The sequence below is a fragment of the Streptomyces sp. NPDC056347 genome (genome assembly GCF_042262625.1).
Lineage (GTDB): Bacteria > Actinomycetota > Actinomycetes > Streptomycetales > Streptomycetaceae > Streptomyces.
Map to the genome: position 1 here is coordinate 18,478 of NZ_JBHJQP010000079.1, position 15,104 is coordinate 33,581.

The 15,104-nt window shown below is 72.8% G+C and carries 16 protein-coding genes; 8 read left to right on the forward strand and 8 right to left on the reverse strand.

The window, feature by feature from the left end:
* The first annotated feature begins 128 nt into the window (after positions 1 to 128).
* Complete coding sequence (locus ACFCV8_RS19585; RefSeq protein ID WP_376686628.1) at positions 129 to 839, forward strand: tectonin domain-containing protein; 711 nt, start codon at positions 129 to 131, stop codon at positions 837 to 839.
* Between the two features lie 171 nt (positions 840 to 1,010).
* On the opposite strand, the gene ACFCV8_RS19590 is transcribed toward ACFCV8_RS19585, so the two are convergent.
* On the reverse strand, positions 1,011 to 2,315 hold the full coding sequence (locus ACFCV8_RS19590) for an MFS transporter (RefSeq protein WP_376686629.1): 1,305 nt from the start codon (positions 2,313 to 2,315) through the stop codon (positions 1,011 to 1,013).
* An 89-nt stretch (positions 2,316 to 2,404) separates the two neighbouring features.
* Here ACFCV8_RS19590 and ACFCV8_RS19595 point away from each other — a divergent pair, with 89 nt between their 5' ends.
* Complete coding sequence (locus ACFCV8_RS19595; protein WP_376686630.1) at positions 2,405 to 3,382, forward strand: ArsR family transcriptional regulator; 978 nt, start codon at positions 2,405 to 2,407, stop codon at positions 3,380 to 3,382.
* A 115-nt stretch (positions 3,383 to 3,497) separates the two neighbouring features.
* Here the strand turns inward: ACFCV8_RS19595 and ACFCV8_RS19600 are convergent, their stop codons facing one another.
* Positions 3,498 to 4,010: a carboxymuconolactone decarboxylase family protein gene (locus ACFCV8_RS19600; protein WP_376686631.1), complete on the reverse strand. Its 513-nt coding sequence runs from the start codon at positions 4,008 to 4,010 to the stop codon at positions 3,498 to 3,500.
* Positions 4,011 to 4,191: 181 nt separating this feature from the next.
* Between ACFCV8_RS19600 and ACFCV8_RS19605 the strand changes: the two genes are divergently transcribed.
* On the forward strand, positions 4,192 to 5,094 hold the full coding sequence (locus tag ACFCV8_RS19605; RefSeq protein ID WP_376686632.1) for an RNA polymerase sigma-70 factor: 903 nt from the start codon (positions 4,192 to 4,194) through the stop codon (positions 5,092 to 5,094).
* Between the two features lie 165 nt (positions 5,095 to 5,259).
* Here the strand turns inward: ACFCV8_RS19605 and ACFCV8_RS19610 are convergent, their stop codons facing one another.
* The 3 genes from ACFCV8_RS19610 to ACFCV8_RS19620 are packed head-to-tail and all read right to left on the reverse strand — an operon-like array spanning position 5,260 to position 6,838.
* Positions 5,260 to 5,676 carry a GNAT family N-acetyltransferase gene (locus ACFCV8_RS19610; protein WP_376686633.1) on the reverse strand — a complete coding sequence of 139 codons (417 nt, stop codon included), beginning with the start codon at positions 5,674 to 5,676 and terminating at the stop codon, positions 5,260 to 5,262.
* Positions 5,673 to 6,020, reverse strand: coding sequence for a hypothetical protein (locus ACFCV8_RS19615; RefSeq protein ID WP_376686634.1), 348 nt, complete (start codon positions 6,018 to 6,020; stop codon positions 5,673 to 5,675). The genes ACFCV8_RS19610 and ACFCV8_RS19615 overlap by 4 nt, the downstream gene beginning before the upstream one ends.
* Before the next feature lie 17 nt (positions 6,021 to 6,037).
* Entirely contained in the window at positions 6,038 to 6,838 is an 801-nt protein-coding gene (locus ACFCV8_RS19620; RefSeq protein ID WP_376686635.1) for a hypothetical protein, read from the reverse strand.
* A gap of 138 nt (positions 6,839 to 6,976) precedes the next feature.
* Here ACFCV8_RS19620 and ACFCV8_RS19625 point away from each other — a divergent pair, with 138 nt between their 5' ends.
* Together ACFCV8_RS19625 and ACFCV8_RS19630 are read left to right on the forward strand one after the other, a co-directional pair.
* Positions 6,977 to 8,260, forward strand: coding sequence for an MFS transporter (locus tag ACFCV8_RS19625; protein WP_376686636.1), 1,284 nt, complete (start codon positions 6,977 to 6,979; stop codon positions 8,258 to 8,260).
* 164 nt (positions 8,261 to 8,424) lie between these two features.
* Positions 8,425 to 9,162: a class I SAM-dependent DNA methyltransferase gene (locus ACFCV8_RS19630; RefSeq protein ID WP_376686637.1), complete on the forward strand. Its 738-nt coding sequence runs from the start codon at positions 8,425 to 8,427 to the stop codon at positions 9,160 to 9,162.
* Positions 9,163 to 9,370: 208 nt separating this feature from the next.
* Here ACFCV8_RS19630 and ACFCV8_RS19635 read toward each other — a convergent pair whose 3' ends face one another.
* The gene (locus ACFCV8_RS19635) at positions 9,371 to 10,138 is read right to left on the reverse strand and encodes an SDR family NAD(P)-dependent oxidoreductase (RefSeq protein WP_376686638.1); all 768 of its coding nucleotides are present in this window, start codon (positions 10,136 to 10,138) and stop codon (positions 9,371 to 9,373) included.
* Positions 10,111 to 10,797, reverse strand: coding sequence for a hypothetical protein (locus tag ACFCV8_RS19640; protein WP_376686639.1), 687 nt, complete (start codon positions 10,795 to 10,797; stop codon positions 10,111 to 10,113). Before ACFCV8_RS19640 ends, ACFCV8_RS19635 begins: the two co-directional genes overlap by 28 nt.
* Positions 10,798 to 11,572: 775 nt before the next feature.
* Between ACFCV8_RS19640 and ACFCV8_RS19645 the strand changes: the two genes are divergently transcribed.
* A complete protein-coding gene (locus ACFCV8_RS19645) occupies positions 11,573 to 12,430 on the forward strand; it encodes an alpha/beta fold hydrolase (protein WP_376686640.1) in 858 nt (285 codons plus the stop codon).
* A 120-nt stretch (positions 12,431 to 12,550) separates the two neighbouring features.
* On the opposite strand, the gene ACFCV8_RS19650 is transcribed toward ACFCV8_RS19645, so the two are convergent.
* On the reverse strand, positions 12,551 to 13,201 hold the full coding sequence (locus ACFCV8_RS19650) for an HD domain-containing protein (RefSeq protein ID WP_376686641.1): 651 nt from the start codon (positions 13,199 to 13,201) through the stop codon (positions 12,551 to 12,553).
* 104 nt (positions 13,202 to 13,305) lie between these two features.
* Here ACFCV8_RS19650 and ACFCV8_RS19655 point away from each other — a divergent pair, with 104 nt between their 5' ends.
* The gene (locus ACFCV8_RS19655; protein WP_376686642.1) at positions 13,306 to 14,268 is read left to right on the forward strand and encodes a GlxA family transcriptional regulator; all 963 of its coding nucleotides are present in this window, start codon (positions 13,306 to 13,308) and stop codon (positions 14,266 to 14,268) included.
* An 80-nt stretch (positions 14,269 to 14,348) separates the two neighbouring features.
* Positions 14,349 to 15,071 carry a class I SAM-dependent methyltransferase gene (locus ACFCV8_RS19660; RefSeq protein WP_376686643.1) on the forward strand — a complete coding sequence of 241 codons (723 nt, stop codon included), beginning with the start codon at positions 14,349 to 14,351 and terminating at the stop codon, positions 15,069 to 15,071.
* Positions 15,072 to 15,104: the final 33 nt, after the last annotated feature.

The window sequence follows — 15,104 nt, forward strand, 5'->3', positions numbered from 1 at the left end:
GGGCGGCAGTCGTTAAAACATCGATTTACTGGCTTATTCAGCACTGAGACAAGTATTCAAAGATTTTGGGAGTCCATTTCCTCATCGAGGATGGCCGGATCAGTAGCCGCTCGGGGAAAGGCATCGGCATGGCGGATTGGGTGAAGGTCGCGGGCAGTCTCTCGGCCATCTCGGCAGGGTCCAGGACGACGGTATGGGGTGTGAACTCGGCGAACGCCATCTACCGGTACACCAACTACGACGGCAGCCCGTGGATCAACATCCCGGGGGCGCTGAGCGACATCGGCGCCGCGTCGGACGGCACGGTGTGGGGCGTCAACGCGGGCAACCAGATCTACCGGTACACCGGAGACCAGGGCACGACGAACTGGGTCGGCATCAACGGAAGTCTGGTCCGCATCGACGCGGGATCCCGGACGAACGTGTGGGGAGTGGACTCCGCCAATGCCATCTACCGGTACACGAACCATGACGCCAACCCGTGGATCAAGATCCCCGGTGCACTGAGCGACATCGGCGCGGGCGCCGACGGCACCGTATGGGGTGTCAACGCGGGCAACCAGATCTACCGGTACACCGGGGACCAGGACAGCGCGAACCCGTGGAAGAACGTCCCCGGCAGCCTGAAGCGCATCGCGGTGGGCTCCCGGACGAACGTCTGGGGCGTCGATCCCGCCGGAAGCATCTACCGGTACACCAACAACGATGCCAGCGGCACCAATCCGTGGGTCAAGATCCCCGGCACCGCCACCGACATCGCCGCCGGTGCCGACGGCACCGCGTGGCACATCAACAGCGCGGGCGACATCTACCGCTACGCCGGCGACCAGCCGAGCTGAGCCCTGCCCCTCGATCCGCGCGGGCCCCCGGCCGGGACAGGCCGGGGGCCCGCATCGGCATCCTGGTTGCCGAACAGCATGAGGCATGAGAAGGGTGTCGTCCGCGCGGATCCTGCGCGCACTGGGCGTCACCGGCCCTTCGGGCGTCGCCTCATCGGCCGCCTGCGGCGGTTACTGCGCAGGCGGGCTGTACGCGTGCTGTTCGGTGTTGTTCTCCGGTCCCGTTGAGTGGTTCGGGGAGGTGGACGGGTGCCAGGTGAGGATCCAGCCGGCGGTAAGCGCCACCGCGCCGCCCGCCAGGGCCATTGCGCCGCCTGTTCCGGTGCCTGCGGCCACTGCGCCCAGGCAGACCGGCCCGACGCCCTGCAGCGTCATGCTGCCGGAGCCGAGCAGGCCGAAGGCCTGGCCCTGGCCGTCCTGCGGCAGGGCGTCCAGGAACGGCCGTTGCAGGCCGAGGCCGTAGGCGTATCCGAGGCCGCTGAGCAGCAGCAGACAGGACGAGACGCCTACTCCGGGCTCGGCGGCGAAGCCGATCAGCGGCAGCCCCGCCAGCGCGATCAACGGGACGACCAGCCGCTCCCGGGCGCGTGGCCGCAGCAGTCGGCCCACCAGCAGGTCACCGACGAGCATGCCGACCGGCAGACAGCCCATCAGCACGGCGTACCGGCCGGGCGCGAAGCCGCGTTCTCCCGCGTAGGCGACGATGAGGCCTTCCGCGCCCGCCACGAACGCGGGCGGTAGCCACTGGGCCAGCATCAGTCGTCGCACGGTGCGTCCGTGCAGCAGCAGGCCCGCACCGTGCAGGCTTGCGCGGACGGCCCCGCTGCCGCCCCCGGCGCCGCCGGGTGTGCCGCCGGACTCCCCCGGCTGCAGCCGGGGCAGCCCGACACGGACAGCGAGCGCGCAGCCGAAGTAGAGGACGGCACTGACCGCGAGTGCCCGGCGCGGGCCGAGTGCCGCGACGACCGCACCTCCCAGCGCCAGGCCGAACAGCTGCGCGCCGGAGCCGGCGATGTTGTTCAGTGACCGGCCCAGTACATAGGCGTCGCCCTCCAGCGACTGCGCGACCAGCCGGCTCGACGCACCGTGGAACACCGGTGTGGCGAGGGAGACCAGCGCCACCACACCGAGGCTTGCCGCGATCGGCATCCGCACCAGGGCGAGCAGCAGGGCGGCGGCGCATGTCAGGGCGTAGCCGCCGGTGATGAGCGCGCGGGGCGGCAGCCGGTCGGCCAGTGAGCCCAGCAGCAGCGAGCCGAACAGTTGCGGGACGAAGCCGGTGCCGAAGGCCACTGCGCTCAGCAGCGGGGAGCCGGTGGCCGAGAAGACCAGAACCGTGAACGTGGTGATCCGCAGCGCGTCCGCGGTGATCGCGACGGTGCGGGTCGAGAAGAGCAGCCGGAATCGCGGCTCGGCCAGCACCTCCCGGTAGGTGGCGCGGTGGTTGCCCTGTGCGGGCCCGGCGGTTGGGGTCATGACGCGCAGCCTCGCCGTGCGCCTGTACCGCTCACCAATGATTCGTCGCTGGACGAATCGAAGCAGATGTCCGGCGGTAGCATGGCGTGGTGCTGCGCTTCGAAGTCTCCCTCGATGACCTGCTGCGCAGCCGGTTCGCGCTGTCTCCCGCGCTGGACCTCTGCTCGCTGCTGCGCTCGCTCGTCGGCCAGGGCCGGCCGCTGCCGCGGGCCTGGGACGCCCGGCTCCGGCCGGCCTTCGAACGGCTGCGCCGCGAGACCGAACTGGACGCCGCCCTCGCCCTGCAGGCCCCGCACGGCGGGCCGAACTTCGTCGCCCCGCCCCCGCGCGGTCTCAACCAGTCCTGGGCGGACGACCTGGCCATGATCCGGGCCACGCCGCCGGCAGTGGCCCGCCGCGAATTCGCCACCACCGCGACCGGCCCGTCCGCCCGTGATCCCCGCGTACGCGCGGTGCTGGACTCGCCGGACGCCGTCTCCAGGATCGCCGGGGCGATGGACCGGGCCTGGCACGAGCTGCTCGCCGCGGACTGGCCGCAACTGCGCGCGATCTGTGAGCGCGATGTCGTGCACCGGGTGGGTGTGATCGGCGAACACGGATGGGCCACGGCCGTCGAGAGCCTGCACCCGGGCATCGCCTGGCACGAAGGCGGTATCGAGATCGACTTCTTCCGGGGCGGAACGGTCCGTCTCACCGGCGACGGGCTCCTGCTGATTCCCTCGGTCTTCGTCGGGCATGTCGCGGCCCATCTGGAAGACCCCTGGCCCAGGACCCTGGCCTATCGTGCCCGCGGCACCGCCGCCCTGTGGGGCGAGCAGGAAACCGTCCCCCGGCCGGACATGCTGACCGCTCTGGTCGGCAGGTCCCGGGCCCGGCTGCTGCTGGCGCTGGACGCCCCGGCCAGTACCAGCCACCTCGCCCGGAGCCTCGCCATGGCACCCGGCGCGGTAGGGGACCACCTCGCCATCCTGCGGGGCGCGGGGCTGCTCGTCCGCGCCCGGTCCGGACGGTCGGTGCTCTACCGGCGCACCCCGCTCGGGGAGGCGCTGGTCGCCGGTTCGGGCTGAGGGACCGGATCGGCACAGCAGCTCTACGGCCCGCAGTCCGTCCGGCTCCCCGGCGCCCGGCGCCCGAGCCGCGTCGATGCCCTCGGCGAGTGACCAGAAGAACCTGCTGTCCGGGCTAGTTCCCGACCGCTTCCGCACGACCGAGACCGGCGACGGTGGTCAGGTTGCCGGGCACGTAGGATCCACCCTGGTTGTTGAGGATCACGGCGAGCCGGTTGGTCGCGTTGATCATGGCGACAAGGGAGACGAGAGCGATAGCTTGCTCCTCGTCGTAGTGCTTGCGCACCCGGGCCCAGGTCTCGTCGGTGACCCCTGCATGTCCGTCGATGATGCGGGTGCCCTCCTCGGTGAGGGCCAGCGCGGCCCGCTCGGCGTCGGTGAACACGGTGGAGTGCCGCCAGGTGGCGACGAGGCTGAGCCGGGCCGCGTCCTCGCCGGCCGCTGCGGCGTCCTTGCTGTGGATGTCGACGCAGAAGCCGCACCCGTTGATCTGGCTGGCTCGCAGCTGCACCAACTCCTGGGTGGATTTGGGCAGCGGCGACTCCTGGATGACCTGGCTGACGGCGTACATCCGCTTCCCGACCTTCGTGCCGAGCTCGGTGTCGAACAGGTTCATACGGGTTTCCATCGGGGCTTCCTCACTCGCGGAATCGTGTGGCTGATGCCCATAAGGCGCCGGGGGCCGCGCTCCTGTGACACAGAGCGGATGTGATGTGGGCCATGGGGCGCGGCTGTCACAGAACTGGGGTCAGCGGCGTCCCGTGTACGACACGCACCACACGTAGCGCGACAGAAGTCGGGAGCTGACGATGACGGACAAAGATGCCGGTACCGATGCGGGGGCGGCCACGACCACCGCCACGGATACCTTCGTCGCCCACCGCAACCTGCTGTTCACGGTGGCCTACGAGATGCTGGGCTCGGCTGCCGACGCCGAGGACGTCCTCCAGGAGACGTGGCTGCGCTGGTCGGGCGTCGAGCACACCACAATCCGCGACCCACGCGCCTTCCTGGTCCGCATCACCACCCGCCAGTCCCTGACCCGCCTTCGCACACTCCGCCGCCGCAAGGAGTCCTACGTCGGCCCGTGGCTGCCCGAGCCGCTGCTCACCGCGCCCGACGTGGCCGAGGACGTCGAGCTCGCGGACAGCGTCTCCATGGCGATGCTCCTCGTGCTGGAGACCCTCACGCCGACCGAGCGTGCCGTGTTCGTGCTGCGGGACGTCTTCGACCTGGACTACGACGAGATCGCGCAGGCCGTCGACAAGACCCCGACCGCCGTCCGCCAGATCGCGCACCGCGCCCGCACCCACGTCGCCGCGCGCCGCCCTCGCGAGACGGTCTCCCCGTCCCAGACCCGCGACGCGCTCGCGGCCTTCCAGCAAGCGGTGGAAACAGGCGACTTGACCCGGCTCCTCAACATGATCGCCCCGGACGTCGTCCTCCTGACGGACGGCGGCGGAGTCGTCCGGGCCGCCGTGGAACCGGTGGTGGGCGTGGCCGACGTGACCGAGGTCCTGGCCAGGCTCAGCGGTGCCCTGCTGCAACCGACCCTGGTGAACGGCCACCCGGCCCTGATCATCCACCGCGACGGCCGGATCGACACGATCGTGGCTCTCCGCCTGGACGCCGGCCTCATCACCGGCCTCTACGCCGTCCGCAATCCAGAGAAGCTGTCACGCATGAACCGCGAGACGGCGATGGGCCGCTGACGCCGAGACCGCCGCCCGGGCCAGCGACGGAACAGGTCGTACACCCCGGGCCACGGATTCGGGCGGTGGCTCGGCAGGAGCCGCACCTCACGATCATGGACGCGGTCCAGTCAACGTGCTGACGATCGATCGTGAGGCGGTAGTCGGCGGAGTCTGGTTCCCCGATCAGTCCGCATGGTCCGGGGCCAGTACCTGCCACCGTCGGACGGCCATGCCTCTCAGCGGCAGCATCCCGAGCTTCTCGTAATACGCGCGCAGCGGCTCGTCGCAGGTCAGGTCCACGGAGTACAGATGTTCCGCCTCGGCGAGGACCCGCCGGACCAGCTGCCCGCCGATGCCTTTCCCCTGGTATTCGGGCAAGACCTCCAGCCACGGGATGAAACCCGTGAGGACCCCGTCGCTGATCATGTTGACGAAGCCCACGACGCGCCCCGTCCGGGCGTCCAGAGCAACCACGACTCGGTAGCTGCCCTTGAGCACGGCAAGGTGCTGCGCGGCCGTCGGCGGTGCGGGCCAGCCTACGAAGAACCCGGAAAGGTCCTGCTCCGCAAGATTGGAGAGATCGGTGCTGTAGTTGATCACCGGCGTATCCTGCCAGGACAGCGGCGAAGGCCTCCCACCTCCACTCGATCGATCGGCGCCTCGCGGCGCACGTGCCACAAAGGCCAGCGGTCGGCGACCTGCGTCGCCTGGGGCGCCCCGGCAGTGGCGCCTTCCGCGAAGAACGGCGCGCGGTCCCGGCAGACGACCTTGATCCCTGGCCGCTGGGCGAGCCAGGCGGCCAGGCTCGACAGTTGGGTGATCATCGAGGTGGACGCCCCGCCCACCTGCATCAGGCCTCCGCCGACCCTGATGACGAGCGCGTCCCGTACCAGGTCGAAGTGCCGGTCTGACAGATGATGCGTTTCATCGCGTTGCGAATCCAAGGTCCGAAAGAGACGGCCTAGGACTCCGGGGCCGCCCCCGGGTGCTGCCCCACCGGCCTTTCCGCGGAGGCGAGTTGGCGCAGTGTCCAGCCGTGGCCGCGGGGGTCGAGGGGGCGGGTGGCTGTGGTGAAGATCTCCGCGGCGCGGCGGTAGGAGAGCCGTCCGCGGCCCGTCCTGAACAGGGGTCCGTCGACGCGGCCGAGGGTGAGCAGCGGGAGCAGGGCGGCCGTGCCGTCGCCCCAGCGCAGGTGCGGGGTGTTGTGTTCGCGGGTGCGGCGGGCGGGGAGGTCGAGTTCGGCGATGTCGAGGGCGAGGGCGCGTTCGATCGTCGCGCCGGTCTCGTACAGCAGGTGCCAGAACGTCTGCTCGCGCAGTGGGGCGGGCAGTTCCAGGACGGCCCGGGCCCGGGCGGCGTCGAGCCGGGTTTCCGCGTCGGCCCGTTGTGCGACGGGCAGGCGTCGCAGGCCCGCGGCGGGGTCGGCGGTGAGCCAGCCCTGTTCCCGCCACCAGCGCAGTGCGGCGGTGAGTATCGACAGTTCGCGGTTGGCGGTGCGGGGGCCGACTGCGGCGGCTCGTCCGGCGAAGGCGTCGCGCAGCCGGGCCGCGGCGTGCGGGGTGTCCAGCAGGGCCAGGGGGACGGTGGGGGGCGGGGCGTTGCGGCGCCGGCCGCCCAGTGGCGGGGTGCGGTCGACCATCGCCCAGGCCCAGGTGGTGAGGGCGATCCGGTAGACGCGGCGCGAGCCCGCTCCCAGGGTGCTTGCGGACAGGAAGCGGTCGACGGCGATGGCGTACTCCACCGGGTTCGCGGGACGGCTCACGTTCCCCTCCCTCTGAGGTAACCGCAGTAAACAGGCCTTCTGTATGTGCTGGTGAAAGAATAACTTGAGGGGACTGGACTCAGGTTATTTGGGCCGAGGCCCTGGCGTGTCCCTGTCCGGTCCGTGCAGCCTGCGCGCATGTCCCCTCATCACCGGCTGGCGGCCTTCCGCGCACGCGACTTCCGCCGCTTCTTCATCGGTTACGCCACTTCGCTGCTCGGTTCGTCCATGGCCTCGATCGCGATCTCCTTCGCGGTCCTGGAGAACGACGGGGACGGTACCGAGCTCGGTGTCGTCCTCGCGGCCCGGATCCTGCCGTTGGTGCTCGTCCTGCTGGTCGGCGGAGTCGTCACCGACCGTCTGGGCAGCCGTCAGGTCATGATCACCGCTGATGTGGTGCGCTGTCTCAGCCAGGCCGGTATCGCCGTCGCCCTGTTCAGCGGCTCCCCCGGGCTGTGGACGCTGGTCGCGCTGGTCGCCCTCTGGGGCGCGGCCGAGGCCCTGTTCACCCCGGCGCTCAACGCCCTCGTCCCGCACATCGCGAAGGGGGAAACGCTCGCCGATGCCAACGCACTGCTGGGTGTGGCGCGTTCGTTCGCGTCGATCGCGGGGCCGGTGCTCGCCGGAATCCTGACGGCCGTCGCCGGGGCGTCCTGGGTGCTCGCCCTGGACTCCGCCAGTTACGCGGTGAGCGTCGTCGCGCTGCTCCTGCTGCCCCGGGCCGCCGTGCGCGCCGCGCCTTCCTCCTCGTTCGTGACGGATCTCCGGGAGGGCTGGGCGGAGTTCCGCTCCCGTACCTGGCTGTGGGCGACGTCGTTGCAGGCCGGCCTGTTCAATCTCCTCGTGTGGGCGCCGTTCCTGGTCCTGGGGCCCCTGGTCGCCCAGCGGCGGCTGGGCGGGGCGGGCTCCTGGGGGCTGGTCATGGCGCTGTACGGGGCCGGTGCGATGGCCGGCGGAGCGGCGATGCTGGGCCGTCATCCGCGCCGTCCGCTGCTCGTGGCGACGGTGGCCGCCCTGGGCTGGTCGCTGCCCTCCGCCGCGCTCGCCGCCGACGGGTCGCTGGTCTGGATCTGTGTCGCCGCGCTGGTGGCGGGGGCCGGTTCGGCGGTCTGCGGCACCCTGTACGCGACCGTCACGCAGCAGCAGGTGCCCCCGGGCGCCTTGGCCCGGGTCTCCTCCTACGACGCCTTCGGGGCGTTCGCGCTCGGCCCGCTCGGACTGGCCGCGGCCGGTCCGGTGTCGGTCCTCGTCGGCACGTCCGCGGTGCTGGGTTTCGGCGCGCTGTGGCAGATCGTCACGGTGGCCGTGCTGCTCGCGCTGCCCGCGGTGCGCGCCGTCTTCCCCCGCTCCCCCGCCGAGGTGCCCGCCGGGTCCCGCGCGGACACCGGGCCCGAAGCGGCGGCGCGGCCGGCGGGCCCGTGACCGGCGGGGCTTCTTCGCGCACCGCCGGCCGAAGGGCGCGGTCCGCTTCCGGGTCACTGCCGGGGGGGGGCGCGGCTCGCCGCCTCCTCGGCCTTCCCGGGCGCTTCTCGGCGGAGGACGAATCCGTTCGCCCGTGCCTTGGGCCCCTGGCACAGTGGCCCTTCATGACGAGCAGTGAGCTGTGGACCCGTGCGACCGCCGACCGCTACGACGCCGAGGAGACCGAAGCGTTCTCGCCCGCCGTTCTCGAACCGGCCCTCGCCTTCCTGGCCGCGCTCGCCGGGGACGGCCGGGCGCTGGAGTTCGCGATCGGGACCGGACGGGTGGGTGTCCCGCTCCGGGAACGCGGCGTGCCGGTGGCGGGCATCGAGCTGTCCGAGCACATGGCGGCGGTGCTGCGCCGCAAGATCGGTGAGGACGCGCTGCCGGTGACGATCGGGGACATGGCCTCCGCCCTCGTCCCCGGTGAGTTCTCCCTGGTCTATCTCGTCTACAACACCATCACGAACCTGCTCACGCAGGACGAGCAGGTCGAGTGCTTCCGTAACGCCGCACGTCATCTGGAGCCCGGGGGCCGGTTCGTCATCGAGCTGGGTGTACCGCCGCTGCGGTTCCTGCCGCCGGGACAGGTCGCGGTGCCGTTCGACGTGTCCGGGCGCCATCTCGGCTTCGACACCTTCGACCTGGTCGAGCAGGTCCTCGTCTCGCACCATCTCACCCGTGAGGACAACGGGCGTTACCGCCGTGAGGAATCCCGGCACCGGTACGCCTGGCCGGCGGAGCTCGACCTGATGGCGCGGATCGCCGGACTGGAGCTGGAGCGCCGTGTCGCCAACTGGCACGGGGCGGCGTTCGTCCAGGACTCCGCGAAGCACATCTCCGTGTGGCGCAAGCCGTCCTGAGACCGGCCGCCGGGCCCGTCGGCGGGGCGGGGGGTGCCCCGTGGGCTGCGACCGGAAGCGGTCCGTGCGCGCGGTGTGCCGGTGCGTCGGTCACGGTCGGGATCCTGTTCCTTGGGCCGCTGAAACCTGGCGGCTGCTCGTTGCCGCCGCCGGTGCCGTGCCCCGTAGGCCGGAGGGGCGCGGCCGTCCGGGGGGCGGGGGTGTGCGGTCAGGCGGTGGCGCCGCCGTCGACGGGGATGCAGGCGCCGGTGATGCCGGAGCCGGTGCGGGAGGCCAGGAGCAGGACGGCGGCGGCGACCTCCTCGGGGCGGGTGAGGCGGCCGGTGGCGGTGCGGTCGGTGAAGTGGCGGACCGGGCCGGGGTGTCCGGTGCCCGGGGTGCGGGGGCCCTGCCGGGTGAACCAGTCGGTCTCCACGGCTCCGGGGCACACGCAGTTGGCGGTGACGCCGTACGGGCCGGTCTCCTTGGCCAGGACGCGGGTGAACCCGATCAGGGCGTGCTGGGCGGCGGCGTAGGCGCACAGGCCGGGGTCGGGGTCGCGGCCCTCGATGGAGGAGATGTTGATGATGCGGCCGGAGCGCTGCGGGATCAGGTGGGACAGGGCGTGGCGGGTGGTGTAGAGGGCCGGGTCGAGGTTGAGGGCGAGGGTGCGGTGCCAGGTGTCGTCGGTGATGTCGGCGACGGGGGCGAAGCCGGTGGCGCCGCCGACGTTGTTGACGACGATGTCGAGGTGCCCGTAGCGCTCCACCGTTTCGTCGACCGCGCGTTCGGCGTCGGTGCGGTCGGTGGCGTCGGCCACGCACAGGGCTATGCGGTTGTCCTCGGCGCCGAGTCTGGCGAGGGCGGCCCGGCCGCCGGCCCGGGAGCGGCCGGTGATGACGATGCGGGCGCCGTGGGCGTGGAGGGTGTGGGCGACGGCCAGGCCGATGCCCCGGGTGGCGCCGGTGATCAGTGCCGTCCTGCCGGTGAGGTCCATGGGTGCTCCCGTCGTGGGCGGGGTGGGGGCTGGTGGAGGGCGAGGGTGACCGTGTGGGGTGCGCCGGGCAGGGTCAGCGGGATCAGCTGCCAGCCGCGCGGCGCCGTTTCGTGACCGAGGCGGGCCAGGCAGAGGCGGGGGCGCAGGGCGATCTCCGCGTCGACCAGTGCCCGCAGCAGGGACCAGCCCAGGGTCCTGGCGATGGCTTCCCCGGCCGTCCACAGCGTGAGGAACTCCTCCCTGGGTACGGTCACGGGCCGCCCGGGCCGTGCGGCGTTCTCCCCCGGCCCGAGGGCGAAGCGCAGCAGGTGCGGCGGTGGCGGGGAGGCCAGGTGCTCGATGCCGATGCCGATCCGGGTGCCGTCCCGGGGGGCCGCGAGCAGTGCGGCCACGGTGACGGGGCCGCAGTGGGCGGCGGTGAGGCGCAGGGGCGGCAGGTTGTGTTCCGGGGCGAGTTCGGGCCGGCCGAGCGGGTCGCGGATCACGGTGACGGTGGTGACGGGGCGGGCCCGGCGGGCCGCGACGGCGTGGCGCAGCAGGAGGCGGCCGGGTACGGGGCGGCCGTGCGGGGCGATGTGCCACCAGAGGTCGACCGGGCCCGCCGCGGAGGGCACCCGGCGGTGGCGGGCGCCGGTGAGGGTGTGCGGGGGCGGGGTCACGGGGTGTCGTCCCCGGCGGGGGCGGACCGGCCGTCCGCACGGGCCGTGGCATCCCGCGGCGGCCGGAAGCGCTCCGGCAGAAACCGTTCTCCGGGCTCGTCGGACACGGCGGCACGGCGCTCGGCCAAAGCAACTCCTCTGCACGGGGCGGCACATACAGGGCGGTGCATGCGGTGCATGCGGTACGTGGGGTGCGCGGGGGTCTTGCGGGGCGGGCCGGGGCAGGGCCCGGGAGGAGGCCGGTGAAGGGGTGGCCCGTCCGGTCCCGGGCGGGCGGGGCGGCGGCCGTCCGGCGGCATGCGGCCGGGAGGGGGCAAGGGGTGCTCTGTGCCGGCTGGGGCAGGAACCAGGACGGGCACCGGGGTGCGGTGCCGGAACGGAAGGGGGCCAGGGCGCGCGCCCGCCCCGCACATGCACAGTCAACGTACGGGTTCGGTGCCGTCCGTGGTCATCACCCACACGGATGACAAGGGGGCGGTCGGTGGCAGAGCCCGGCCGCGGAACGCGCTGGCCGGCCGTCCGGGTGGCCGGGGCCGTGCCGTCCCCGGTTCCGGGGCGCCGGTCACCGTACGCGGCGAGAACCACTGCCGGAGCAGGGGAATCCGCGTCTCTGGAGCGCTCTGCCGGCTGCGGGGTCCAAAAGCGTGAAGAACTCCCTTCGGCGCAGGCCGGAAGGTGCTCCTCCCTTCCCCCGGGCGTCATCCGCAGGCGCCGGCCGTGGGGCGGGGTCTAGTCTCGCGGGGACCGATGTTCCTCGACTTCGGGAGGATGCCCCGTGGCAGCTGTGCACGTGACCGTGTGGGACGACCGCGACCGGGCCGGAGGGGACCGGGCGCCGACGGCTTCGGGTGCCGCGGTGTCCCCGGCGGCCGCTGCCGCCCCCGCCCTCTTCGTCCACAACATCTTCGCCTGGGGCAGCGACCCCGTGTACGGGTTCGGCGGGCAGCGGCCTCTCGCGGACGGCCGGCGGCTCCTTCTGATGGACCGTCGGGGCTACGGCGACAGTCCGGACACCGCGCGCAGCGACTTCGACGTCGACGCCGAGGACATCGTGGAGGTTCTCGAGGACGAGGCCGTTGCCGCGGGGCCCGGCGGCGCCCATCTCGTGGGGCACGGTAACGGCGCCGTCGCCGCGCTCATCGCCGCCGCGCGCCGACCCGGCCTCGTGCGCTCCCTCGCCCTCGTCCAGCCCTCCGCCTTCACCGCCGCCGCGCACCATCCGGTCGTCGCCGCTCTCCTCGACCGGGTGCGCGACGGGGCCCCGGGCATCCCGGACGGCGTCACGCCGGAGCAGTATCTCCGCGCGTCCACCGAGGGGTTGGGAATGGCGGTGCCCGAGGTCACGCCGCGCCGGCTCCGTGCCGTCGCCACGTCCATGGGCGAGCGGCCCGTCTGGGAGGCGGAGATCCCGCTGGAGGCGGTCCGGGGCGCCGCCCTGCCGGTCCTGGTGATCTGCGGAACCTGGGAGGGCGCGCCGGACGCGTACCGCGAGCACGTGGGGCTTCCCCTCATGGCCGTGGCCGAGTCCCTCACGAAATCCCTCGGGGGCCGCCTTGTGCAGGTGCCCGGCTACTACCCGCACACCCAGGAGCCCGCCGCCGTCAACGCCGCCCTGCGGGAGTTCTGGGGCTGACCCGTTTCCGGCGGACCGCCGCTTGCGGGCCGAGGACATCCGCGGCCGGGTGGGCCCGGCCGCGCGTCGGCGACGGGAGGGGCGGCGGTCGGCGGGATGCCGGGCCCGTGTCCGGGCGGGTCACTCCGGCCAGTCGGAGTGCTGGATGACCTCCACGAAGTCGCCGCGTTCGAAGCCGGGGACGAAGTGGGCCAGTACGTCGGCCTTGACGTTGCCGAAGGTGGTGTCGGGGCGGTCCTTGATACCGTCGGTGAACGCGGCGAGGATGCGGTTCTTGAAGTCGGGGCGGGGGTGTGCGGCGACCACGGCGGCGCGCTGCTCGTCGGTGACGGCGTGGTAGCCGATGCCCAGGACGTCCAGTTCCACACCGCGGGTGACCAGGGCGATCTCGGGGGCCATGTGGAGCGGGATCTCCGGTGTGGTGTGCAGGGCGATGGCGGTCCACACCCGCTGGGCCGGTTCGCCGGTGATGCCGTGGGTGCGCAGGAAGCGGCGTGCCTCGTCCGCGCCGTCGATCTCGAAGCGCTGGTCGGTACGGGCGAAGCGGCCGGTCAGTCCGAGGTCGTGGAACATCGCCCCGACGTAGAGCAGCTCCGGGTCGAAGTCCAGTCTCTGCTCGGCGCCGCGCAGGGCACCGAAGAGGAACACCCGGCGCGAGTGGTCGAACAGGAGCGGGGAGGCCGCCTCGCGCACCAGCTCGGTCGCCTCCTTCGCCAGGACGCTGTCCGGGATGCGTACGCCCGCGATCGTCTGAGGGGTCTCGGTGGTCATGGCGTGTCTCCTCAAGGGGGGCCGGTTCGGCTGGCTCCTCCACGGTCGCGCGCGGCATAGGCTGGCGCCATGTCCGTACAGCCGCATGCCCCACGGATTCAGACATGACGCGGCGGGTCGGGTTCCTCGTCCCCGACGCCGTGACCCTGCTCGACGTCAGCGGTCCGCTGGAGGTCTTCCACCGGGCGGCGCGGCTCGGCCACGGCTACGGGACGTTCCTGGTCTCCCCGCACGGCGGGCCCGTCACCACCTCCAGCGGGGTCACGCTGGCCGCCACCGCCGCGCCGCCGGACGCCGGGCCGCTGGACACCCTGGTCGTCGCCGGGGCCGACCACCTCGCCGGCGAGGGGCCCGACGGGGCGCTGCTGGCCGCCGCCGGGACGCTGGCCGGGCAGGCCCGGCGGGTGGCCTCCGTGTGCACCGGCGCCTTCGTCCTGGCCGGGCTCGGGCTGCTCGACGAGCGCCGGGCCACCACCCACTGGCGGCACGCCCGCACGCTGGCGCTGCGCCATCCCCGGGTGCGTGTCGAGCCCGACGCCCTGCACATCCGTGACGGCCGCTTCCACACAAGTGCGGGGATCAGTGCCGGGATCGATCTCGCCCTGGCGCTGGTGGAGCACGACCACGGTGCCGGGGCCGCCCGCGCGATCGCCCGTGAACTCGTCGTGTTCATGCAGCGGCCGGGCGGCCAGTCCCAGTTCTCCGCCGCCCTGGCCACCCCGCCCGTCCGCGGTGATCTGCTGCGTGCCCTCACCGCCGCCGTGCTCGCCGACCCGGCCGCCGATCACAGCCTGCCCGCCATGGCCGCCACCGCCGCCGTCAGCACCCGCCACCTCACCCGGCTCTTCCGTACCGAGGTACGCACCACTCCCGCCCGCTGGGTCGAGCGTGTGCGGCTGGACCGTGCCCAGCAGCTTCTTCTCGACGGTCACAGCGTCACGTCCGCGGCCCGGCTCAGCGGCCTGGGGAGCGACGAGACCCTGCGCCGGGTCTTCGCCCGCCATCTGGGCACCACCCCCACCGAGTACCGCAGGCGTTTCGGTACCACCGGCCCGCGGCCCTCCTGAGCGGACGGCGCCTTCCGCGCGGTCGACAGCCGGGAGAAATAAGGTGGTTGGAAGGTGCCGGGGTGCGTACGTTCGGCCGTATGACTGACGAATGCTTCGCTGATCCGCGACTGGCCGCGCTCTACGATCCGCTCGACCCCGACCGCGGTGATCTCGACGCCTACCTCGCGATGGTGCGGGAGTTCGGGGCGCGGCGGGTGCTGGACATCGGGTGCGGCACGGGGGTGTTCGCGCTGCTGCTGGCCGGTCACGGCATCGGGGTCACCGGTGTCGAACCCGCGCTGGCGTCCCTCGATGTCGCACGGTCCAAGCCGGGCGCCGGGCGGGTGCGGTGGATCCACGGGGACGCCACGGCACTGCCGCCGCTGCGGGCGGACCTCGCGACGATGACGGCGAACGTCGCCCAGGCCATCACCGGCCCGCGGGACTGGCGGCGGACCCTGCACCACACCCGTGAGGCGCTGGCGCCCGGCGGGCGGCTGGTCCTCGAGACCCGTGTCCCGGCCCGGCGCGCCTGGGAGGAGTGGACCCGGGAGAAGACGTGGAGCGTGACGGAGGTCGCGGGGACCGGGCCCGTGGAGAGCTGGGTCGAGCTGGTCGGGGTGGAGCTGCCGCTGGTGACGTTCCGCGGGACCTATGTGTTCGCGGACGGACGGGTGATGACCTCGGACTCGACCCTGCGGTTCCGGGAACGGGAGGAGGTCGAGGAGGAACTGGCCGCGCAGGGCTACGTGGTGGAGGAGGTCCGCGACGCCCCCGACCGGCCGGGCCGGGAATTCGTCTTCGTGGCGCGCCGCCCCTGAGCGCAGCGGCCTGCCGGGCGGCGCCCGAAGCAC